The sequence below is a fragment of the Paenibacillus sp. 1001270B_150601_E10 genome (assembly GCF_015558675.1).
Taxonomy (GTDB): Bacteria; Bacillota; Bacilli; order Paenibacillales; family Paenibacillaceae; genus Paenibacillus_B.
Genome location: NZ_JADMOL010000007.1, coordinates 224,584 through 247,866 on the forward strand (window position 1 = coordinate 224,584; position 23,283 = coordinate 247,866).

Sequence of the window (23,283 nt, forward strand, 5' to 3'; positions counted from 1 at the left end):
AGAGGCCTGAGAATAGGGTTTCCACAGCCAGCTTGGCGCTGCAGCGCATCTTGATCAAAAGCGACGAAAAGGCTAGGTGACAACAATGAGCGTAACAATAAACATAAAAGACTTGGTTAAAAAGTATGGCGAGACCACCGTCATACCGGAGCTGTCTCTAGAGATCAAGCCGGGCGAATTTTTCACCCTCCTAGGACCCTCCGGGTGTGGAAAAACGACGCTGCTGCGTATGATCGCTGGCTTCAACAGCATCGAGGGCGGAACAATCAAATTCAACGAGCGCGTGATTAACCAGGTGGAGCCGGGCAAGCGGAATATCGGGATGGTGTTCCAGAACTATGCCATCTTCCCTCACCTGACCGTGAAAGGAAATATTGCGTTTGGACTAGAGAATCGAAAGCTGTCCAAAGCAGAAATCAGCTCCAAGGTAGATGAGATCTTACAGGTCGTGCAAATCGAACAATACAAGGATCGCATGCCAAAGAACCTATCCGGCGGACAGCAGCAGCGAGTCGCCCTTGCAAGAGCCATCGTCATCCGTCCAGATGTGCTGCTAATGGACGAGCCGCTATCCAATCTGGACGCGAAGCTTAGAGTTGACATGCGGAATGCCATTAAGGATATTCAGCGCGAAGTCGGTATTACGACTGTCTACGTCACGCATGATCAGGAAGAGGCCATGGCCGTCTCTGACCGCATTGCAGTCATGAAGTCAGGTGTCATTCAGCATCTGGGTACGCCGCAGGAGATCTATCAAAGGCCTGCCAACGTGTTCGTCGCCACCTTTATTGGCCGCACAAACATCATTGAAGGAACCCTTACGCGTCAAGGAGACGAGTACAGCGTTCATTTCGGTTCAGGCTATTCCGAGGCGCTTTCCAACATTCAGCTTCCGTCCACAACCAAGTCGCGTGAGCTGGCCGTCAACATCTCGGTTCGACCAGAAGAATTCGTAATGACCGAGGACCATACAGGTATGAAGGCTACGATTGTACACAGCGTATTTTTAGGACAGAACACACATTACTTCGTCGATTTGGAATCCGGTCAGCGCGTCGAGATTACGCAGGAGTCGAAGACAACGCACATTCTTGAACCCGGCCAAACCGTTCATCTGAAGGTGAAAAAGGACAAAATCAACGTATATGATGCAGCAGGCGAATTGAACTATACAAGGGGCGTTCAGCTATGATGGGGACACGCAAAAGATTTGACGTCTGGACCAACATTTCGTTCCTCATTTTCGCTTTCTATATTTTGTTTCTAGCTTTTCCTTTATTCACAATGCTGTTCAAGAGCGTATACAACGGCACAACAGGAGAATTTTCTTTCGCCTATTTCACGAAGTTTTTCAGCAAACCGTATTACACCAACGCACTTTTCAACAGTATGAAAGTAACGGTCTGCGTGACCGCCCTAGCGACGATCATCGCAACGCCGCTAGCCTATATAATGGCCACCGTGAAGATTAAAGGAAATGCGACGATTCGGATTATGATTTTGATTTCATCCATGTCAGCCCCATTCATCGGAGCTTACTCCTGGATCTTGCTTCTAGGAAGAAATGGTGTCATTACTCAATTTGTCAGCAACACATTTGGCTTCCAAATGCCTGATATATATGGCTTTACCGGCATTCTTGTCGTCTTAACCCTGCAAATGGTGCCGCTTATCTTCATGTATGTATCCGGCGCGCTTAAAAATGTGGATCAATCGCTTATGGAAGCGGCGGAAAGCATGGGCTATAAGGGTCTCAGCAAAATGCGCAAGGTGCTGCTCCCGCTCATTACGCCAACCCTGCTTGCGGGGGGCCTGCTCGTATTTATGCGCGCTCTCGCTGACTTCGGAACGCCGATGCTCATTGGCGAAGGGTACAAGACCGTTCCTGTGCTGATCTTCAACGAATTTATTAGTGAGGTCGGCGGAGACGATGGCTTTGCTGCCGCAATCAGCGTGATCGTCGTGCTGTTTGCAACGACCGTCTTCCTTCTGCAAAAGTTTATCGCCAATCGCAAGTCCTTCACCATGAGCGCCTTGCACCCGATTGAGGCTAAGAAGAAAAAAGGCGCAGCTAACATCGCGGCACACGCCATCATTTATCTGTATACATTCATTGCGCTGCTGCCGCAGCTATACGTAATCTACACGTCATTCAAGAAATCAAACGGTCGTATCTTCGTTGAAGGCTTCTCGCTGCAAAGCTATCAAAGCGCCTTCAATAGTATCGGCAGCGTCATTACGAACACGTTCATCCTGGCTATTGTGTCACTCGTCATCATTATCTTGCTTGCGATTCTGATCGCGTACGTAACCGTTCGCAGAAAGAATGCCCTAACGAATACGCTTGATATTTTCACGATGTTCCCTTACATTGTTCCCGGCTCGATCCTAGGTATCGCATTGTTGATTACGTTCAATAATAAGCCGCTCATTCTAAGCGGAACAGCCATTATTATGATCATCTCGTTCGTTATCCGGCGCCTGCCATATACGATCCGTTCCAGTGCAGCCATTCTGCATCAGATTAACGGAGGGATTGAAGAAGCCGCGATCAGCTTAGGCGCTTCCCAGATGAAGACGTTCTTCAAGATCACACTTCCGATGATGCTAGCAGGTGTCGTATCTGGTGCCATTCTAAGCTGGATAACGATCATCACGGAATTAAGCACCTCCATCATCTTATATACTGGCAAGACGAAAACTGTGACGGTAGCCATTTATACCGAGGTCATTCGTGGAAACTATGGCGTTGCTGCTGCACTCTCCACGATTCTTACGGTCATTACAGTTATCTCACTGCTCGTCTTCCTGAAGCTTTCAGGACAAAAAGAAGTCTCCCTATAAGAGGTCGCTTGTAGATCTCGAAGAGATAAAGGAGCAGCAAGGCTCGAAGCTTGCATTCTATCATGAAGCACGCCTGCTTCCCGTTCGGCAAGCGTTCTGATTACTCAATCCCTATCAAGTCGGCACCTTCTCCAGGAGGGCCGGCTTGGTTGCATTTGGATGCCCTGCTCTCGAAAGCAAAACCTTATAATAAACATTGAAAGGGCTTACAAGGCGTAGGGGGGACCTATGGAACAAAAACAAATTCGCAACTTCAAAGAGACTACTCGTCGTTTATTTCAACTCTATGCTGTCATTCCATTTTCCATTGTAATCGTATTGTTTTTCATTTTCACCATTATTAATGGCCGAATGAATTTGACGCAAAAGACGATAGAAGCTGCGGATTCCATCAACAAGTCCATGGCTGAGGTGTATCGACAGTACGATGAGGAAATGAATCGCATGGCCAACTCGCCTGCCGTGATCAACTATATGACCACGCATCTTGGCAGCGATAAAGTATACGCCGAATTCTATGAATTCAATAATCGTCAGAAGGTGAAGAGCATCTTCCACATCGTGGATACGAACGGCATTTTTCGTGCCAGCTCCGATTCGCCGGATGCGCTATATGCCAGCTTTGCCTTCGGCAATCTCATTAACCGGATTAGTCAAAAAGCAGGCGATACATTAACCGAGATGAACAGCTTCCGCTACTCGCATGATCGCGATACAAGCTATACGTTCGGTAAAGCCATCATCAAGGACAAGCAGACACTTGGCTATATCGTCTATCAGCTATATGAATCTGATATGCAGAAGCTCATTTTCAAACAAAACAATGAGATTGCGATGATTACCGATGAGCATCATTCGATTATTGCCACCACCAGCAATGTCACCAAGGGCTCGCTGAACAAATTCAGCCCCGAGCTTAATGCTCAAGGACAGGCTTTATTGAACGGCGGTACGTACTACATGTACTCCAAACGCATACCGGACACGCCTATACAAGTAATTACGCTTAATTCCTACAAGTCTGAGAAATACACCTATTACACGGTATCTGTCTTCATTCTTGCAGTCAGCCTGCTGCTGTGGATCATCATTCATTTTCTGTCCAACAAGATGTCTGCCCGCAATTCCGAATCGATCGATAAATTAATTCTAGCCTTAGCCCAGCTGCGCGAAGGTAATTTCAACGGATATGTCGACATCCAGACCAATGATGAATTCGAGATTCTTGGCGATGAGTACAATGTAATGCTAGATCGCTTGAAGGAATTAATGAACAAAAACAAAGAGCTGTCCGAGCTTCGAACCATCATCGAAGTCAAGCAGCTGCAATCGCAATTTCACCCGCATTTCATCTTCAATGTACTGGAAACGCTGCGTTATGCCATTAAGATTGACGCCAATCAAGCGCAGGACATCGTTATGCTGCTCTCGAGACTGCTGCGCTACAGCATCGGCAACGATCGGAGCGTTCAATTGAAGGACGATATGAATTATGTCAAAGATTATTTGAAGCTGCAGCAGATTCGGTTTAATGAGCGGCTTGAATATCGCTTAACGATAGCGGAGGAGACCAATCATGTATATGTTCCTAAGCTTGTCCTGCAGCCCATCATAGAAAACGCTATCAAATATGGCTATCAGCATCAAAGCCATGTGCTGATCGATATCCAAATCCATCCTTCTGACGGAAATCTGCTGCTGGAGGTGCGTGACAACGGACCTGGTATGGATGAGGAGACGCTGCAACAGTTAAACCATACCCTGCAAAGTCAAAATAACACGACGCCACACATCGGACTATATAATGTTCATCGACGTTTATTGCTCCTCTACGGGGAAACAGCCGGCATTCATATCGAAAGCACACCAGGAAAGGGCACCTGTATAACACTGACAATTCCTTATGAAATGGAGTGAGCCTGATGTTTAAAGTTCTATTGGTCGAGGATGAAGAGATGATTCGCAGAGGCATCCGCTTCAGCATTGATTGGCTGCAATACGACTGCATCGTCATGGAAGAAGCGCTGAATGGACAGGACGGCTATGAGAAAATATGCGCGCTGAAGCCGGATATCGTCATCACGGACATCAATATGCCGATTATGGATGGCATCTCCATGATTCGCGAGAGCTTGCAGAAGCATACGTTCAGCAGCATTATCATCTCTGGCTATAATGAATTCCATCTTGCCAAGCAGGCGCTGCAATTGGGCGTGACCGAATTTTTAGTGAAGCCGCTTGAGGATGATCAACTGATCGCTGCTTTGGAATCCGCCAAGACGAAGGTTGATCTGCAGCGGAAATACGAGGTCATTTCCAACCATCCGCAGGAAACAGAAGAGATCCTGAGCAGCAAATTCATGGAGAAAGAAACGAAGACATCGCGGTATGTCTCACAAATGATTGCCTTTGTGCAGGAGAACTATCCGAAAAAGATCAGCATCCACGATCTCGTGGAGCAGCTTGACTTGAGTGCGTATTACTTGAATCAGAAATTCAAGGCAGAGACGAGCTATACGTTCAACGAGTTTTTGAATCGCTATCGCATCCAAATGTCGATCGAACTGTTGAAAACAGGCGACAACAAGGTCTACACCATCGCACAGGACATTGGCTTTAGCGATTACAAATATTTCATCAGCATCTTCAAGAAGTATGCCCAGATCACACCAAGCCAGTATCAGGAGTACTTCGGCAATAAGAACCATTAGCTTTTTCATTCCAAACGCCGTTCGCTGTCGATGCCTATACAAATAAGCGAGAGCGGAAGACCACCGTGCAGCTCCTCCGCTCTCGCTTTTTATCTATTATAAGAGGGTGATGAGTAAATGAAGAGCAGTGTCTCCCCCCTCCTATTTTGTTTATACAAGCATGCCCGCAATTGCCGCGCTCAGAAGGTTCGCCAGTGTTGCAGCAATGACAGCGCGGAAGCCCAGCTCCGCGAGATCCTGTCTGCGGGAAGGGGCAATGCCACCCAAGCCCCCGATAAGAAGCGCAATAGCTGCCAGATTGGCAAAGCCGCACAGCGCGAAGCTGATGACGACTACGCTTTTTGGAGACAAGCTTGCAATCTCAGGGGCAAACGATGTATAAGCTACGAACTCGTTGAGCACGAATTTTTGACCGATAAAGGAACCTGCCTGCAGCGCTTCATTCCATGGAACCCCGATCAAGAAGGCAATCGGTGCGAACAGGTAGCCTAGAATCTGCTCCAGCGTCAATGCCTCCAAGCCAAACCAGCCGCCAATCCAGCCGATAATCATGTTCACGAGGAAAATAAGCGAGATAAACGCGAGCAGCATCGCACCTACGCCAGCCGCGATCTTAAGGCCGTCCGATGCACCGCGTGCTGCGGCATCGATAACATTTTTGGACTCCGTATCCTTGACCATGGTGATACGCTCCACCTGAAGCTGATGATTCGTTTCAGGCATCATGATCTTCGCCATGAGCAAGCCAGCAGGAGCACCCATGAAGGCAGCCGCCAGCAAATATTCAATCGGTACACCGAGCATCGCATATCCGCCAAGCACAGAGCCCGAGACGCACGCCAGTCCGCCTACCATAACCGCGAACAGCTCTGAACGCGTCATCTTCTCAATGTAAGGCTTAACGACAAGCGGCGCTTCAGTTGGGCCTAAGAAAATATTCGCAGCCGCAGACATTGATTCCGTCTCGCTCGTCTTGAGCACCTTGGACAGGAATCCGCCGATGATCTTAGTCGCCCACTGCATAATGCCAAGATAGTACAGCACTGCAATCAAGGAACAGAAGAAGATAATGATCGGCAGCACCTGCAAAGCGAACGTGAAGCCTGCATTCTCCGCACCGAGAATGCCGCCGAACAAGAACTGAACGCCTGCATTCGTGGAGTCAATCACACTTTGAACTCCAGTCGCTACGTAATTCAGCAGCTTCTTGCCGAAATCCCACTTCAATACGATTAATGCAAAAATAAATTGAATCGCAAACGCGCCAATGACCGTTCTCGGATTAATAGCCTTCCGATTGCTCGAGCACACAAATGCGATCAGCAAAATACCTAAAATCCCTAGAATCCCCCAAATATATTGCATAAACAGATCCTTTCTTCATCATGTCAATGACCAAGTTTGTAAGCAGCGAAAGGGCCGGATCGAAGCTCAGCCTTCTGCACTCTATCCGAACACGGCTAATGCTTCGTTAGTTAATAGCTTTCAATACGTCGAACAGCATCTTTTTAAAGGCATCACGATCGATCGCTTCACAGACGCGAACATTGCGTGTACGCTCCAAGCGATGATTGATGTCCACTAGGCTGTAGCCTCTTGTCAGCTCACCAACCGTCTCCACGTCCACATGATACAGATTCGACTTCGTCATGATGCGCTCATCTGCCGCTACAGCAGCAAGCAGCGTATCCGGATGCGTGGTGCCGTTCAAGCGATGAACCGTCTTGTTGAAGCGCATGACGACCTTGTTCACGTCCTTGAAGAACTGTGCGCCCTTCGTTCCGAGCGCCTCGATCTCTTCATGGTCTTGATCGTCCATGATGGAATATTGCGTGCACATTTCCCAGCCGACCATCGTGATCGGAATGCCGGAATGAAGCACGATCTTCGCCGCTTCCGGGTCCACGTAGAAGTTGTACTCCGCACTCGGCGTGATATTGCCCAAGGCATTGTTCGTGCCGCCCATAATATATAGGTGCGGGATCTTCGGAGCAATCGTCGGGTCCTTCTTAATCGCCATCGCGATATTGGTTAAGGGTGCTATCGCTAACAGATGAATCTCGCCAGGATTCTGATGAACCATCTCGATTAGGAAGTCGATCGCATGACCGCTTTCCGGAGACTGAGTCGCTTTTTCGAAAAAGGAATCGCCCATGCCATCCTTGCCATGCACATCCTCTACAGTGCAATGTTCCTTCTGGCCCAGTCCCATCAGCGGTCCCTCATAGCCCTTGTACACCGGAACCTTGCCGCTATGTCCTGCGGCTTGAACGGTATAGAGTGCATTCTCCACCTGCTGATCGAACTGGACATTGCCGCCCGTAATCATAATGCCTTCCACTTGGAAATAGTGAAGGGCAGTCAAAATCGCAATCGTATCGTCGCCAGCGGTATCGGTATCAATAATGACTCGTTTTTTCTCTGACATTATGATTCCCTCTTCTCTGATGCTTTTTTCGCCAATTCGGTCATGTAATCAAAGAAGGCATCACGATCCACATCATATACGACATGAACAGGACGTCCTTCCTCTGTCTCCACCGTACGGCCTTGGCTTGCCCCCTCTGTAATGACAATGCTGTTGACCGTTTGTACCTTCACAAGATCACTCTTGCCAACAAAGGCCGTCGTCAATACATCCCACAAATAGTAGGTCGAGTTGGTCGAAAAATGAACGAGAGGCGGCACCATTGCATAGCATTGACCCAGAAAATCAACGCCGATATGCTTGCGCTCCTTCGCCCAGCGTTCACGAACATCGAGCGTAAGCGGTACTTGGTTCGTGCTCTCGAGTGCAACCAGATCAATCTCGATTCCGCTCTCCCAGACGCGAGCAGCCGCATCAGGGTCCCAGAATACGTTCCATTCTGCCGTGCCGTCATGCTCAGGCTCGTGCACATTGCCCGCTTCGCGGAATGTACCGCCCATCCAGACGAGGCGTTCGACTTTCTCTTCGATCGCAGGATCGATATCTAAAGCGCGAGCAAGGTCAGTCAGCGGACCTGTGAACAGAAGCGTCGTCTTGCCTTCTGTCGCGCGCAGCGTGTCAATAATATGAAGGTGAGCAGGCTTGTCTGCCACGGGTGTAACGACTTTGCCGGACTCATTAAGAAGCGGCAGGGCATCCACGTAGAACGCATGCATGCGCCAGTCCTTCGGGAATGGATTCTTCCCGCGAGAATTAGACTCGGCTACATTGAGCCCGCCTTTGCCAAAGCGATCCATGATCTTGCGGCTTGCGAACACAGCCGGCTCCAAGTAGCAATCTGCTGGAATGACGGATACACCGGTCAACTCCACATTGTCCATTTGCAGCAACAAAAACAAAGAAATCAGATCGTCAACGCCGCCATCATGGTTAAAATAAATGTTTTTCTTCATCTTGTCTCCATTCCATACATCACACTTCATTTGTTGTAAATGTATTCTGTGCATCAGTATAAAGTGTTGTAAAACCGAACGAAAATGTTTCAGAAAACAATATCATTCGGAATCCACTAAAAATCATACTAGAATTTCATTAAAAAATATATAGTTTAGTGAAAAATATTTGAATTATGAAGCAATAAAACATTTATTGCTAATTTCTGAAAAAAATTGCCATTCCAAGTTTCCTTTCCCCTTACTATGTCTGCTCTTGTGCTTCTTTATGAATTTATTCGGAAGATTCTAGAAAACGCAAAGCGACCGCTCCCCTGTTAAGCCAGAGAGGCGCTCGCCGCTACCTTTCATGCTTTTTATTGATCTTCTTGACAGGGAAATAAACATAACATTCATCCTGATCCTGTTCAGTAAACATGTACTTGCTGTCCCTCATCGCTATATACGTCTATTACCGATTGCTAGGCAGCCAAGCCCCTCTGCTTAGCAGGATAGCCGCCAGCATCATCCCGATTGCACCAAGCAATATGGCATTCCAGCGATCCATGACTCTATAATATAGGTCGGGCGAAAGGTAGGCTCCATGCCGATATAACGCATGATCAACTGATCTCGCGATGAAGCGCTTTCCTTTGCTTAAGCTCCACCCTTGCTGTCGTATCTCAGCACGAACAGGCGGATTGACCTTTATAACTTTGTCCAGCACAGCCTCCAAGCTATTTATATCTACATAATAATAGTTCTGATTGCTTTCCAGATCAGAATCCTCTGCCAGCCTAAACGGGCGAACGTAACGCCAGCCCTGCTCATAGCTAGGATAGCTGGTATAGCCGTATCCCACCTCGTAGAAAGGAGAGCCTGTTGTCTGTTCTGGGATAGCGATGATGGTCGTTCCCTTGGCGATCTCCAGCGCAGCCGCTTCCCCGCTTCTTGGAATTTCAGCGTAATATTTTAACGAGACAGGAGTCTCTATACGACTCGTCAATGGATAATCAGGTAACGTAAAGATATCGGGGAAATAGGACATATAGGCTGCGAAGTCCATCTGCTCCATCGGAACAGCCTGCTGATAAGGACTAGCATTGGTGGCAGCTGAGAACTCTTTTCGGAGTTGATGATTGTGATACATAGCGGCCCCTGTCCGATACATGAAAAAACAAAAGAGGAGAATGACAGTCACCACGGCACACCACCATAGAATAGGTTTAGAAGCAGACGGAATTGACATGTCATTAGTCTCCTTTTTGGGTGATTGTAATTATCCTATGCAAGGATAGAAAAACAGCCCAAAGGTAGTAGTCTCTGGGCTGTGGATCGAATTGTTACTCCATACCTTAGTAATGTCTTATAGGATAACCACACGCTGGTTCTCATCTTCATAAACATAGCCTAATTCAATAGCTTTAAGCACCCCTAATCTAGTCGCTTTTTCAAGTGCACTACCTAATCTTGAATATCCTAACGTTTTAGCAACTTGTTTCATTAACTCATCATAGGGAAGACTTATCTGCGAAGACAGAATAGATTTCACTACAACCCCAACTTCTTCTGGCGGCAAATCCTCACCCATTCGCCTTTGAGTTTCATCAGCAGGGATCCTGTAAATGCTGTACTCGGATGGTTTCACACCTTCTGGCCAGAAAAATTGCATACCTTCCGCTTCCGTATGCTCAGGTTGTATCTTCATTAGTAATTCCGTAAACCGCTGGTCCAAGCGAGCCCCAAGTCGAGTAATACCCCATGCCTGTAAAATACGCTTCGCGAGTAAACTGCGGCTGATTGGCCCTTCTTCTTGAATGACCTTTCGGATCTGCCCTACAATTAACCCCGTAGATTCTGAAGAGTGAAAGAAATCGGCACCTAAAGGAACAGAATCCAGCACACAAATATGATAAGTCTGTCTCTCATTCGATGTTTCAACCTGAATTGGTTGAACATGGTGCTCTGACCTTACCGTCGAAATCTGTGTACGTTTAATTGTCGTTTGTTCTCGAGCCACCGCAACTTCAGCTTGGGATTGATCCCTTAGCTTTTTGACCTCTCTTCCTCGTTCAATAGCCTCCACAATGCGGTTCATTACTCCCTCTCTATTATCCCACCAATCTGGACTCCACACTCTCATTAGATTCCAGCCCAGCTGCTTAAGGACTTCTTCCCGCAAGATATTCCGATCACGGGCCGACTCAGCTTGTTGATACATCAGTCCGTCGAGGAGAATCCCTAATACATACTGATCAGATTCAGGGTCCAATACACCTACATCAATACGGTAACCTGATGAGCCGACATTTAGATCAGCATGGTACCCACGAATATTTAGTTCAGCTGCCAAACTTCGATGAATGTGTGAAGCTAATAACACCTGAGATGACACATCGCCTGCAGGCAAGATCCTTTTTCCTTTTTCTGCATATTCAAGGAATGCTTTTAACCCAAGTACACCCTCGCTGCTGATTCTGCTCGCATTCAGATGATGGGCGTGAAGTGTCGAGAACACTAACATTTCATATCTAGCTCTTGATACAGCTACATTTAACCTTCTCCAGCCTCCCTGACGGTTTAATGGACCAAAATTAAGACTTACCTTGCCAGTTGCATCAGGTCCATACCCCACTGAGAACAAAATGACGTCCCGTTCGTCCCCTTGTACATTCTCCAAATTTTTGATGAATAGAGGTTCCGGTAAATTCATTATAAGCATTTCCACTTCCGGTTCTTGTTTCAGCACTTCTTCTAGCAGATCTTCAATCAAGGTTTGTTGAATAGAGCTAAACGTGACAACGCCCATACTCTGCTGACGCAAGACTGGATCTTTAATACGACGGATGATCTCAGCAACGACTGCCTCTCCTTCAGCTCTGTTCTGTTTTGTTCGTCCCCGATCATAAAAGCCCTCTACAGGACACCATCTTACACTTGAAACAGGTTCATCAGGCGAAGGGAAAGTCATCAACTTATTTTCGTAGTAATGAGCGTTACTGAAAGCTATGAGACTTTCATGCCGACTACGATAATGCCAGGTAAGATGCCGCCCTGGCATTCCAAGTGCCAAGCAATCATCCAGTATACTCTCCATATCCTGTAAAGCTGGCTCTTCTTCCTCCGTTTCCTGACGGTTTTTAGAGAAAAAGCTTGTTGGAGGCAACTGCTTTGGATCTCCCACGATAATTGACTGACTTCCTCTAGCTAGTGCCCCGACCGCTTGCGCAGTAGGAACCTGAGAAGCTTCGTCAAAAATAACAATGTCGAATGGGGATCGTTCTGGATCTAGATACTGTGCAACTGAAATCGGACTCATCAGCATACAAGGCACTAACCGTGGAAGCAAATTCGGAAGCTGTTCAAACAGTTTCCGAATCGACATATTTCTTCCTCCACTACGGATCGCTCGTTGGAGAATTCCAGCCTCTGAGCTTTGCGATGCCTCCTGGGTCATTTGAGGTACTCTCGCTGAAAGTCTGGCCACGATTTCTTGTTGAGTTAATCTCATATATTCTTCGTCAGCTTCCTTGAAACGAAGAAGTGTCTCTTCAAACACACTACCGGAGAATGACATCAATCGTTCATCACGTGCTATGATATAATTCGCCATTTTTTTATAGAGTCCGCGCTTAAAAGCGTCCTTCAACTGATCATTCGATAGACTTCCTTCTTCATATGGAATGATGAGTGGAAGAAGCCCTTGCTCTTCCGCTTGCAGTCGTACTCTCTGCCACGTGCTCCAATCTCTCATTAGATCCAGGTGAGATACCCACCCATTTGCTTTTTTCAGCAGATAGACATGCCAATCCGCACCTTGAGACTGGTATGCGATGCGCTCAAAGTCGAACTGCAGTAGATCCCGCAGTTCCTTCTCTTGATGCTGAACTTGATCATGACTGGCGAGTAAAGCTTGTAAATCTGTGCGCAAACCAGCATTCTTGCGAAGATCAACTAAAAATTCCGCAATCTGTGTTCTAGCATGATGAGCATCCGAAGTACTAGTAAACCAAGCCGTTAACACCGTGTGCAATGTATTCAGCCATTCACAAGCATTTATTATTTCGTCCCAATCGCCCTCGTCACCCCAGATCAGTGTGGAACCAACGAAAGGAGCGGCTTCTTCCTTTGCCTGAATCAGTTTCTGTTCCTCTTCCTGCAGTGAAATGATATTCATTAAATGAGTTCGAACCTCTTCTTTCGCGATCACTTGATCGGGAACAGCCATTTTCTTCAACAGATTAAAGATACGGTTCTGCCCAGTCCATTTTGGAAGGAACCATTTTAACTCCAGGCTGTCCCAAGCAGACAACGTCATTTGAGCATCTAGACGAAGGGCCTCCGCAGTGAAAAACTCAGTAACCTTAGCTCTAGCCTGATCTCGACATTTGCCCTGAAGTGCTGTAGCCTTTAACTTTTCAATCGATTCCGCAATATTAGCCGCTTGCATGAGAGCGGGCTTTATATCCGGAACACAGTTAGCCAGCTCACATAACTGTACAAGTATAGTCACTTTGTCTAGTGTAAGCGGAACAGCTCCGAGCTTGAACTGCTTCACCGCTTTATCCATCGCTGTCTTACGTCTCTCCAGTTCTGAAATGTAACTCTTTAACAATACTTCTGCTTTTGCCTTTAAGTCTTGTGTATAGGATAAAAGCTTGGAGTCCATCCAAGGGTGGGAAACCAGATTCCCACAGTTAGCCCCAGCAGCGATTAATTCAGCGACAGTATCATTCCATTTGATCACAGCATCTGGGTCCAGTCCTTCAATCGCCGCATCGTCGAAATGAACAACATCTGGTGCTTGTCCAGCAGCTTCGTAATCCGATATCACCTCAAATAAATTGAAACCAAAAGTATGCTTGCGATGCAGCGCCTCTACATAATCATTTAACGCCGATCTTAACTGATGCAGTCGATCTGCTTGTCTTTCCCACGACTCGTTGGTCTGAACTCGCTGCACTTCAATCGCATGATTTAATTGATCAAGAACCGCTCGTTTGGTGCTTTTGTTCGAGTGCAATTCCAGGCAAAAGGGGCCTAAACCGATCTGTTCTAATCTTCGCTGTACAACGGATAGTGCGGCCATCTTCTCTGCCACGAACAATACTTTCTTCCCATTAGCCAGAGCACTAGCAATCATATTCGTAATCGTTTGGGACTTGCCTGTTCCTGGAGGGCCATGCAGTACAAAGCTTTGCCCTTTAATCGCAGCATGGATGGCCGACAGTTGTGATGAATCTGCACTGATCGGAATTAGACAATGAGCCGGATGCTCTTCATCAAGTGACTTGGTTGAAGATTCAACAGATTCCTGGAGTAGAAGTTGTCCCTGCATAAGACTTGCTACCACCTGATTCTCTGCCAATTTATCCGCTCTCGTGCGTATGTCATTCCACATCACAAACTGCCCAAAAGAGAAAAGCCCCAGATAAGCAGTTTCCTCGATATCCCATCGAGAAACTTGTATCAATGCATGTCTAATGACATTAAAAATTTGTTTTAAGGCAATGCCTTTCTCATCCCTCGGAAGTGGGTCCAGACCGTCAATTCCGATACCGAAATCTTGTCTCAACATCTCGAACAGCGTAATATTGATCTGCGGTTCTTCATCTCTTGCCCGAATGACATATCCCTGACGAGAAGATTTACGTAAAATGTCCACTGGAATTAGCACAATCGGTGCATATCGTGGCAGCTCACTCACTGGTGATTCATACCATTTCAAAAGACCCAAAGCAAGAAAGAGAGTGTTAGCACCGTTCTCTTCCAATGCCGTCCGGGCTGAGCGATAGATATGCACCATTCTTTTCTCTAAATCTTGAGCATTCAGATCAGCTCTTAGCCTTCTCCGAACAAATTCTTCCTGTAATAGTTTAACGAGAGGATGGTTTACATTAACACTTTGATATAGATCAGGATTTCGACCATTATCCTCCCAGTCACTAGGTCTTGCCAACAGTTGAAATTCATCACCATCAGCTAGTGCATCTTCCAGATCACCTAACTGCGCAGAAATGACCGGAATGCTAGATTTGGTTAATCGAAAGTTAAGGAGCGAATTTCGCAGCGTCAAATCAAGCAGTTTTCGTTCCCATTGCTGCTGTCTTGTTGCAGGCTTTAACGATTCAACCTCTAGTGGCCTCTCAAGTACTTCAAGTGGTTCCGGAGCAGCATTCCGATTCTCCTTAGTTTCATGAATTTCCTCAATCACCCATCCATTTGTTGTCTTGCTGCGAAGTGGTAACGGCCGGATCGCTGCTGCACGAGCTCTGCGAATGTCTATCAAGCAATCGAACAGATCGGAATCCCGTAGATATTCCTCAGCTAACATCGCTGCTTGATCAAATGTTATCGAATCTCCCTTTACAAAAGCCGTAGATTCCACAACACAGATCTCATTAATTCCTGCAGCGAGTCTCTTGGTTAACACCGAAATATCGTCTTGAACCGTTTCCGAAAATGTCTCTTCTACAAGCCACACTCCAGCAAATGCGTGTCCTTCCGTAAATATAATCAGAGGATGCAGCCCCGCGGCTTCCAAGCAAGCAGCATATAGCATGGATAGATCCAGGCAATTGCCTAATCTATGTGTGAAAATGGACTCTGGAAGACGGACGCGCTGTCCAATTTGCTCAAAGCTAGGAGGAGCAACGCAGTAAGATATCTCCCGATTGTGCAGCGCTGAGTAAATTGCAGCAGCTTGTACGCGTACCCGATTCGGGTCTTTACTTTGATAAGCTGTAAAAGAAGGAGAACCGGACCATTGCTCCAAAATTGCACCTGCTTCTCGTATAACCTCAGTCACATGGCGATGATTAGGAGTGACAAAAGCAGCTGTCATTTCAGGCAATATAGCCAGCCCACTCCATTCATCATAAGCAAGCACAGAAATAGAGCCGCGCTGCTGTAGTAACTCCGTGTCATTTTCCCATACAGTCAACGTTAATGAACCTATTAAGCGTTCCGACAACTCTCCCAGGAATGAAGTCGACATTTGCAGATCAACCGTACCAATATCAATTGATTGCCCTGCTGGAAGAACATCTAACTTTTTATTCCATTCGTAAGCAAATTGGGGCTCAGATTCGAACTTCAACGTGATGCCATTCATATCTTTATCAGTTGTATTCGTCAAAACAATACTCTTGATAACAGGAACTTGATTCTGCTGCATGGCATAGTTAATGGTTTCGCTGTACAACCATTCACATGATATTCTGCTCTCCACTTCCACTGCCTCCTATAACTTTGGTTACTCAGTCCTCAAGACCTATAGCGCTTTCCAATTGGTTCTATAATAGCACTAAATTATGGATATATCTGCATTATTCGACATTTAAATCTTACAAAAAAATAAAATGCCCTCTCAAATCTGAGGAGCATTTTATTAATATGCATAATTTATACTAACGAGGTGTTCACCAGCTTCCTCTTCGACTTCTACCTCGTCATCAAACCCATCGTCAAAATATTCTTCATTCCCTGTAAGATACTTGGACAAAATATGCAATATCTTAATTGGGTAAGGATCAATGGTATGGGTGTCAAAAGTCAATCCCACTCTTCGTAGTTGATCGACCAAATAAACCAGTTCATCACGTTCACTCTCGTCCAGCGGCCCTATTGGAATACATTCAACTGCTCGTTGTTGAAGTAAAAGTTTGGACGGACTAGTAAACTTTATATCCGTTACAAGGGAACCTTGCCAAGCATTCGGTCTTCCGCCTACTCCATAATAGATCCCCAACGGATCTTTAAATATTCCACTTGCCTTTTTAGGTGTATCTTCATTTTCTGGATCAAAAATACGATATTGAGGTACATCTTGAGTCGTCGTCGTATTAATCCGAATAAACTTGATTCGAGATTCATTCGCCAAACGTTCATTTAGATAGGGAACAGTGTCATATTGTATATTAGGATTTTTAAGAACACCCATCCATCCATTTCTTAACTTCGCATTCATCATGACTACAATCGGCCTATCATCACGATCCAATTCATTTTCAATCACTTGTGTGACAAACCTTTTAAAAACGGCACTGCTATTATTTTTATTTTCTTTGGGCTTTTTAAGCATCTTTGCACGATCCAGATGGAAAGGTGCCTCTGCTAGCGGTATCCAAGTATCCACCCCCAGCATTTTGATTGCAACCTCTATTCCATCCATTTTAGATACGACAGGTAAGTAATCCCTATCTGCTTTGAGCACGTGGAAAGACAGAATTGTTTTATTTTCGTTAAGTTTACTAACATTATGGCTTAGAAAACCAGCATCGTTCAATAAGTCCAGGAGTGCGTTAACCATACGTCCCTTGTCCGCTTGGCTTATAGTGTCCTCATCGTCTTTAACAGCGCTATCTCGGGAATCCCTACTGCTGGTCAGTGGCTCGATAAATTGCGATAATCGTCCGGACTGCTTCATTGCATCTCTAATTGCTGCTTTAGGATCAGCCCCCTCACGCCAATCATCTTTGCCGTTAATTTCAATTAGCGCGAGTGTCTTTTTGGAATTATGTTTTGTATATGGGCCCAATCTCTTTTTTATTTCTTCTACTAGCTTGTTGTAGGCAATATCAACTGTGTAGCTTCCTACCTCTAGCTCTTTTACAACCTCAGACGGATCCCGATGAAGAAATTCGATCGTAACTTTTTTGTCGCTATTAAGCAGGTAAACATGATCTGAAATTTGATCTTTAAAAATCCAAACACCTGGTTTATCTTTGGGTACTGCATCTATAAATTTTAGAGGTGACGTATAGACTTGCTTCATTGCTGTAAACATCTCTTCACTGCTGTATACTTCAATAGTAATGTTTTGTTCCACTCGTGAAATTACTGGTAAGCGCTGATTGTTCATATTTATTCGAGACATTCCCATAATAGGCTGAAGCGGTTTCATATCATAAGCAGATAATACTTCTGCAATAGCAAGAAACAATCCTCGTTTTTCAGATAAACCTAGTCCAGCTTTGACCAAGTTACCTGAATTGTTAAATGAGTTATGATTAACAACCCATGCCGTAATTTCTCCTTTTCCTTCCAAATAAGCAGTAGGCTCGGTCAATAACATATCAGCTTCAAAACATTCCCCGTACAATACGTCCCAGTATAGATTATCTAGTGCAGTCTTCCAACGTGTGAAAGTCCCCTTATTCTTATCGACATATCGTTCAAACTGAAGCTGTGCAAAAGATTTTACATGCTGATCGAACTCTGGGTTTCGAATAGAGACCAGTGTCGAACAAGAGTGATTAACTTTTAAATAACAAGAAAGCTCCTTAGTCTTCTTATTCTTCAATATTTTAGGGTCCTTTACATATCGCCTTCTGCCTACAGACACAGACAGCAACATTCTCTCTGAGTCTCCACCTCGATTTTGCAGACTAAGTCTAAGGACATAAGAAAATGGATCGTGCTTATTAGATTTAATATATGGCTCGGTGACACACTCATGTTTACCATTAAAAATAGTATGGTAAAACTTAAACTCCTTCGTGATCCCCTTTCCCAAATCTACTGTTCGAGGTTCAGCACAGAATTTAATAGCGGCAAGCGCCGGTATCCATTGATACTTATTAATAATCTTTTCTGATGGATCTACAGGTATTTCTCCAAAACGGGCTGTAGTCCAACGTAATTCAACTCTCTTCAGGTCTTCAGGTAACTCAGCGATAGTACATTTCATAATTGAAGCTAACCAATCTAAAGATAATCTTTTAATAAGAGATTCTGATATTTTCTCAGTTGCTACTATCCATGGCAAGTCAGACTCCAGGAATTTATAATTTAATGCCACATTTATAATCTCTGGAAAAATACTTTGCAGTTTTTTACCTAAGGGATTAACTTGAAAAGCGAGTTTAAAATCATTTCTATCAGCATCTTTCATTGACGAGCTCGGCTCCGAATAACTAGAACCCTTCAAATAGTTGCGCCAGCATTCAGGCATATACATCAAATGAACAACCTCATCACAAAAGACTTCCTTTTTGACTTCCAATTCAAACAGCTGCATCATCTTAGTCATCCTCAATCCCGCCCTCCCACATATCCATTTTTTGAATAGCATCCATAAACGGTCCGTACAAACTTTGAAATAAGACATCATTTCTGTTCTTATACATGATATTCTTCCATACTTCAAGCATAGAGAGACCCTCAGGCTTATTTCTCGGCTTAGCATTAAACTTAGCGTCACAGAAAAAGACTCGAGCATCTCTGCCCCCCCGCAATAAGCGACCAATCATTTGCCAAACAGGTACGAAGGTGTACCAGCCCATCATTTCTCGCTCAGCATCTGAAAGCAAAGACCAATAATCAGGGTTCTGGTACATGTTCTCTAGCTTGCCGCTACTCATCTGGCGCAATTTATTAATAGCACTGTCGTAGTATAAACCTCTCTTTTGAATCTTCTTCATGTATTGAGGAAGGTGCGCATGCAAGATCTGAACCAAATAATGCAAATCATTAGGCTTCGGATAAGGTCTCACCAAAAAATGCACACTACCAAACAAAGCCCCACCTTCCTCATCAAGGATATTGTATCCCCTTCCTACCGACAACAAAGGAACAATAAGCACCTCTGCCGACTGTTGGTAAAAAGATTCAATCAGACTTCTCGAAAGTTCATCTTCATTCAATTTTGAATCTCTACCAAGCGCTTTATATCGATCTTTCCAAGCCGGGTTATCTGAGAATACTTGTCGTATCGTTTCAACATCTTCATAAGAATTGACAACCAACAACACTCGACGTGGTTTGCCTAGCTGCTTCCAATATCTAAGTTCATAATTCACATCTGATATTAATTGTCTGACGATGCCCGATAAATTCGCACTCTTTTGTTCATATGCGCCCACACCCGAAACTTCATAAAACTCCCCACTTGTCATATTAAGAATCGGCTTATAATAAAGCTGGATGCGGGAATGTTGTCTTCCTGCTCTCAGCAACCATTCTGAAGAAGTCTCCAGATCATAATGAGCTGAATTAGGTGCATGGCTTGTCCCCGATAAAAAGACAACCGCTGGCCCACATTTATCATCACTCGCTTGATACAATTGATGCCATTCTTTCAAAAGTAACCTTCCAATCGCTGTATATTCAATTAGCTTGAACTTGCCTGACTTTTCACCATCAGGCAGATCATACTTATAACCCAGCGTGATCCCTGGCATAGCTTCCTTCATAAAAGCTGCGTAATCTTTCTGCATAGTAAAGAGTGGTGAAAAATCAATCGATAAACCTAATTTGACTTGTATCATAGGGAAGGCCGTTAAAATATACTTGATATTCTCTTCCACCCGACACAGATATATGAAGAACTCTAACTGAGCAAATAGAAGCTGATTGTTCACCCCTTGTTTTACTTGTCCCTTAACTTTAGAAATAATTTTTTTAATCCACTCCAGTTTCCGCTCTGTGCTTTCTGTGTCTATAAGCTCATTGGCTATACCCGATAACCGCTTATCCTTATACGGATCATTAGCATATTCCATCAACCAATTAAAAATCTGTTTTTGTTCCTTCTGAGAACTGGACAATTTTTCACTCAGTGTCCCAGTAAGCCCCGTTACCCGAACGAGATTACTACGTATGTTATTTCTTAATATTGCGGAATCATTCAGCTTCGCATATATGCGCCATACCATATGTTCCAGCATACGCAATCGGTCGTTCCACTCAAGGATGGCAGGGTCTCCAGCATATTGTCCATATTCGCCGCTGGTAAGCTGGTACGAATCGAACCTTAACTTTTCAAAAATATCCTTAGTCGAACCAAACACATTGTACTCTGTTAAAAAAGCTTCATCGAACTGCTTTTGCACCTGATCCGCCTCGTCTACAAAAATAACATCGAGCAAATCATACATCGCTTCAAAAATGGTCCTCGAATACGGATCAATCATTTCTGGAATACGTGTCTTCAACACACTGGAAGCTGTAGTCACCCACACTTCAGCATGTTGTAAATCCGAATAATTGCGATATACCCCACACTTATGGGCAAGCGGGCAAATAACCGCACTATCTTGTTTTAACTGCAAACACGGATACGGTTTATTACGCTCATAATCCTCAGCTAAAGCTTTTATTAGACACACCTCAGATACATGACTTAATGATTCATGCCGATCATCTTGCCACTCACTAATGTTCTGAATGTAATTCTTATTGGCAACAAGATAGTCTTGTAGATGCTTATTTCTATTCATCCTACCGATAACTGGGACTGCATGTATACCTAGACGCCGTAACTCATTAACCCGTTCGAGCACCTGAGCTACGCTACCTTCGATAAATCCAACCTTTGCATCTGTTTTCTTAACTAAACGGAAAGTTTCCAACATCATGAATGTAGATTTTCCTGCGCCTAATCCTCCGCCAATATGAATGTTTCCTTTGTATACAAGTTCTGCTTTCTCACCTTTCACAGATTCTAATATGACTGTATTCGCTCGATTCTTCCACATCATCCCTTCGTTCCAACAACTGTCCATCTCCTCACCAATTTTAGATCCATCGTAAGGTAATGGGAGTGAACGAGTTGTTTTTAATCTATGAGTTGGGAAAGGTGGGGGACTATCCTCCATTAATACTTCAGGTATAATTCCTCTAGAAATAATGGGGTCACCACCACGAATTCTACGTGCGTAGCTAAAATGACCAGCACTCGCAAAAGTTTTTGTGTTCTGCTTTCTAGGGATATGCTGCTGTAAAATTCGATGATAAATCTTCAAACGATCCGTCCTGAACTTTGGAGAGATTTGTTTAGCTGTTCCTTCTTCTGTGATCTCATATATTCGATAATCACGGTGTAACTCAGAATATTGGCTTATCCTTCGGTTCAAAACCTTTTTGTGACGATACTCCTGCAGCAAAATACGCATTCGGATAATAATGTGCATCTGTGTTAGATCTGGGATAAATGGATCGTTATACCCTACTAAAAGCGACCATGCCTGGTTTACTTTTAATTTTGGATTAATCAACAGGCATCCTGTGATTAAGAGCTCCATGCTAATGAGTAAAGTGATGTCATGTTTACTAAGCTGTAACGAGTTAAACTCTTGAACAATGTCCTCAGATAGCTCCCAATACGTCTGCCTCACATGAACACCTCCTGCAATACTTGATCTACTTCGTTCTCCATCACTATTCGAATATAGTCTCGAGCTTTCTCGTTTAAATACATTTGTGCTCTTTTTTTATACTCACGGAACAATACATTCCGATATTGGGGAATAACTATGACGCACTGCTCCTTATACTTTTCAAGATATGAGGTAGCTTGTCCGTTGAAAAAGTTGGCCAGTATGCGCGGATCTTTAAAATCCTTCACATCTAAGAAAAATTCTTTGTCTTCTTTACTAACAGAGAGATCAACAGTATCCACACGCGGATACATTTCAACCGTGTATCCCTTCTTCCGCAAACGATGAGCTATACGGAGCTCTGAGATTCCTGGTAGCAAAACAAAACGTTGAATTCCAGGAATCAGACGAAAAACCCGTTGTTTACCAAAGTCAAAAGATTCGAACATCTCCATATCAGCAAAATGTCGGCAAATATTTTCCTTATTACAACGCCAGCGATCTTGTTTGTGTTCCATTGTCCAGCCGCAATGTGGACATTTCCGGAAGTTAGGTAGCTCCTGCGTGACCTCTTGATAACAACATCTGATTAACTTAATTAGTTCAGAATCCTGAAAATTTTCAACGAAATTATTTAATTCCCGAGCAGCAATTACGGCGTGCTGTGTGTCAGATAGAAATGTACGAATAGCAGTATATTCAGCTTGCAGCTGCCTGCCATCCTCTCTGCAATACTTCAAGATCTCGTACATATTCTGCTGCTCTGCATCCTGTGGAGAAATAAAGCGATTCATAAATTCGTCCGCATCGGCGACTAAACCGATAGCTTCTTCTAGTAAAGGGGCATTTTCTGGGTAGTCATTCTCGAGGCCTGGGATTCCCCATTCACGTGAGGGTTTGTGCAATATACGTAACAGATGATGAAGATCTACTGGGGGATCTAAGTTTCCCTCAGCAGACAAATGGATAAACATAAGCATTCCCATGTACAGCTCGTCTGGAATTAATCCATAGTCACTTTGCCATTTCTCAATTCCTGTAATCAAGTGAAAGAGCATATCTGGACGCTTAACTGTTTCCACATGGTCCATTAAATCACCATTCCTTATTACTGTAGTAATATTTAAGTTACATTATTTTAGTGTCATAATCTGTCAGCAAATATATGTTCTTATTCTAGATTCACAATTTTAATGAAGAATGTCAGTGAATTTTTGTCATAATATAGTTTAAATAGTAACACCTTGAAAAAAGGTGTCCCAAATTAA

The 23,283-nt window shown here is 44.5% G+C and carries 12 protein-coding genes; 4 read left to right on the forward strand and 8 right to left on the reverse strand.

The window, feature by feature from the left end:
• Positions 1 to 85: 85 nt before the first annotated feature.
• The 4 genes from I2H74_RS17110 (at position 86) to I2H74_RS17125 (ending at position 5,555) form a co-directional block, all read left to right on the forward strand.
• Positions 86 to 1,192, forward strand: coding sequence for an ABC transporter ATP-binding protein (locus tag I2H74_RS17110; RefSeq protein ID WP_195575438.1), 1,107 nt, complete (start codon positions 86 to 88; stop codon positions 1,190 to 1,192).
• Positions 1,189 to 2,844 (forward strand): ABC transporter permease, encoded by a 1,656-nt coding sequence (locus tag I2H74_RS17115; protein WP_195575439.1) that lies wholly within the window; start codon positions 1,189 to 1,191, stop codon positions 2,842 to 2,844. The genes I2H74_RS17110 and I2H74_RS17115 overlap by 4 nt, the downstream gene beginning before the upstream one ends.
• A gap of 228 nt (positions 2,845 to 3,072) precedes the next feature.
• Positions 3,073 to 4,761, forward strand: a complete 1,689-nt coding sequence (locus I2H74_RS17120; protein WP_195575440.1) for a sensor histidine kinase — start codon at positions 3,073 to 3,075, stop codon at positions 4,759 to 4,761.
• Between the two features lie 5 nt (positions 4,762 to 4,766).
• A complete protein-coding gene (locus I2H74_RS17125) occupies positions 4,767 to 5,555 on the forward strand; it encodes a response regulator transcription factor (RefSeq protein ID WP_195575441.1) in 789 nt (262 codons plus the stop codon).
• 150 nt (positions 5,556 to 5,705) lie between these two features.
• On the opposite strand, the gene I2H74_RS17130 is transcribed toward I2H74_RS17125, so the two are convergent.
• The 8 genes from I2H74_RS17130 to I2H74_RS17165 all read right to left on the reverse strand — a co-directional run bounded on the left by I2H74_RS17130 (position 5,706) and on the right by I2H74_RS17165 (position 23,106).
• Positions 5,706 to 6,920, reverse strand: a complete 1,215-nt coding sequence (locus I2H74_RS17130) for a NupC/NupG family nucleoside CNT transporter (RefSeq protein WP_195575442.1) — start codon at positions 6,918 to 6,920, stop codon at positions 5,706 to 5,708.
• Positions 6,921 to 7,026: 106 nt separating this feature from the next.
• The gene (locus tag I2H74_RS17135) at positions 7,027 to 7,983 is read right to left on the reverse strand and encodes a nucleoside hydrolase (RefSeq protein WP_195575443.1); all 957 of its coding nucleotides are present in this window, start codon (positions 7,981 to 7,983) and stop codon (positions 7,027 to 7,029) included.
• On the reverse strand, positions 7,983 to 8,936 hold the full coding sequence (locus I2H74_RS17140; RefSeq protein ID WP_195575444.1) for a nucleoside hydrolase: 954 nt from the start codon (positions 8,934 to 8,936) through the stop codon (positions 7,983 to 7,985). Before I2H74_RS17140 ends, I2H74_RS17135 begins: the two co-directional genes overlap by 1 nt.
• Before the next feature lie 451 nt (positions 8,937 to 9,387).
• Complete coding sequence (locus I2H74_RS17145; RefSeq protein WP_195575445.1) at positions 9,388 to 10,164, reverse strand: hypothetical protein; 777 nt, start codon at positions 10,162 to 10,164, stop codon at positions 9,388 to 9,390.
• A 117-nt stretch (positions 10,165 to 10,281) separates the two neighbouring features.
• Positions 10,282 to 16,146 (reverse strand): DUF3320 domain-containing protein, encoded by a 5,865-nt coding sequence (locus I2H74_RS17150; protein WP_195575446.1) that lies wholly within the window; start codon positions 16,144 to 16,146, stop codon positions 10,282 to 10,284.
• 159 nt (positions 16,147 to 16,305) lie between these two features.
• The gene (locus I2H74_RS17155) at positions 16,306 to 18,948 is read right to left on the reverse strand and encodes a pPIWI_RE module domain-containing protein (RefSeq protein WP_195575447.1); all 2,643 of its coding nucleotides are present in this window, start codon (positions 18,946 to 18,948) and stop codon (positions 16,306 to 16,308) included.
• On the reverse strand, positions 18,941 to 22,033 hold the full coding sequence (locus tag I2H74_RS17160) for a hypothetical protein (RefSeq protein WP_195575448.1): 3,093 nt from the start codon (positions 22,031 to 22,033) through the stop codon (positions 18,941 to 18,943). Before I2H74_RS17160 ends, I2H74_RS17155 begins: the two co-directional genes overlap by 8 nt.
• Positions 22,030 to 23,106 (reverse strand): hypothetical protein, encoded by a 1,077-nt coding sequence (locus tag I2H74_RS17165; RefSeq protein ID WP_195575449.1) that lies wholly within the window; start codon positions 23,104 to 23,106, stop codon positions 22,030 to 22,032. The genes I2H74_RS17160 and I2H74_RS17165 overlap by 4 nt, the downstream gene beginning before the upstream one ends.
• Between the last annotated feature and the right edge of the window lie 177 nt (positions 23,107 to 23,283).

Excerpts from the sequence above, each read along its gene's own strand:
- I2H74_RS17110 (WP_195575438.1), top strand. The coding sequence starts at position 86 with ATGAGCGTAACAATAAACATAAAAGACTTGGTTAAAAAGTATGGCGAG.
- I2H74_RS17115 (WP_195575439.1), top strand. The coding sequence starts at position 1,189 with ATGATGGGGACACGCAAAAGATTTGACGTCTGGACCAACATTTCGTTC.
- I2H74_RS17120 (WP_195575440.1), top strand. The coding sequence starts at position 3,073 with ATGGAACAAAAACAAATTCGCAACTTCAAAGAGACTACTCGTCGTTTA.
- I2H74_RS17125 (WP_195575441.1), top strand. The coding sequence starts at position 4,767 with ATGTTTAAAGTTCTATTGGTCGAGGATGAAGAGATGATTCGCAGAGGC.
- I2H74_RS17130 (WP_195575442.1), bottom strand. The coding sequence starts at position 6,920 with ATGCAATATATTTGGGGGATTCTAGGGATTTTAGGTATTTTGCTGATC.
- I2H74_RS17135 (WP_195575443.1), bottom strand. The coding sequence starts at position 7,983 with ATGTCAGAGAAAAAACGAGTCATTATTGATACCGATACCGCTGGCGAC.
- I2H74_RS17140 (WP_195575444.1), bottom strand. The coding sequence starts at position 8,936 with ATGAAGAAAAACATTTATTTTAACCATGATGGCGGCGTTGACGATCTG.
- I2H74_RS17145 (WP_195575445.1), bottom strand. The coding sequence starts at position 10,164 with ATGTCAATTCCGTCTGCTTCTAAACCTATTCTATGGTGGTGTGCCGTG.
- I2H74_RS17155 (WP_195575447.1), bottom strand. The coding sequence starts at position 18,948 with ATGACTAAGATGATGCAGCTGTTTGAATTGGAAGTCAAAAAGGAAGTC.
- I2H74_RS17165 (WP_195575449.1), bottom strand. The coding sequence starts at position 23,106 with ATGGACCATGTGGAAACAGTTAAGCGTCCAGATATGCTCTTTCACTTG.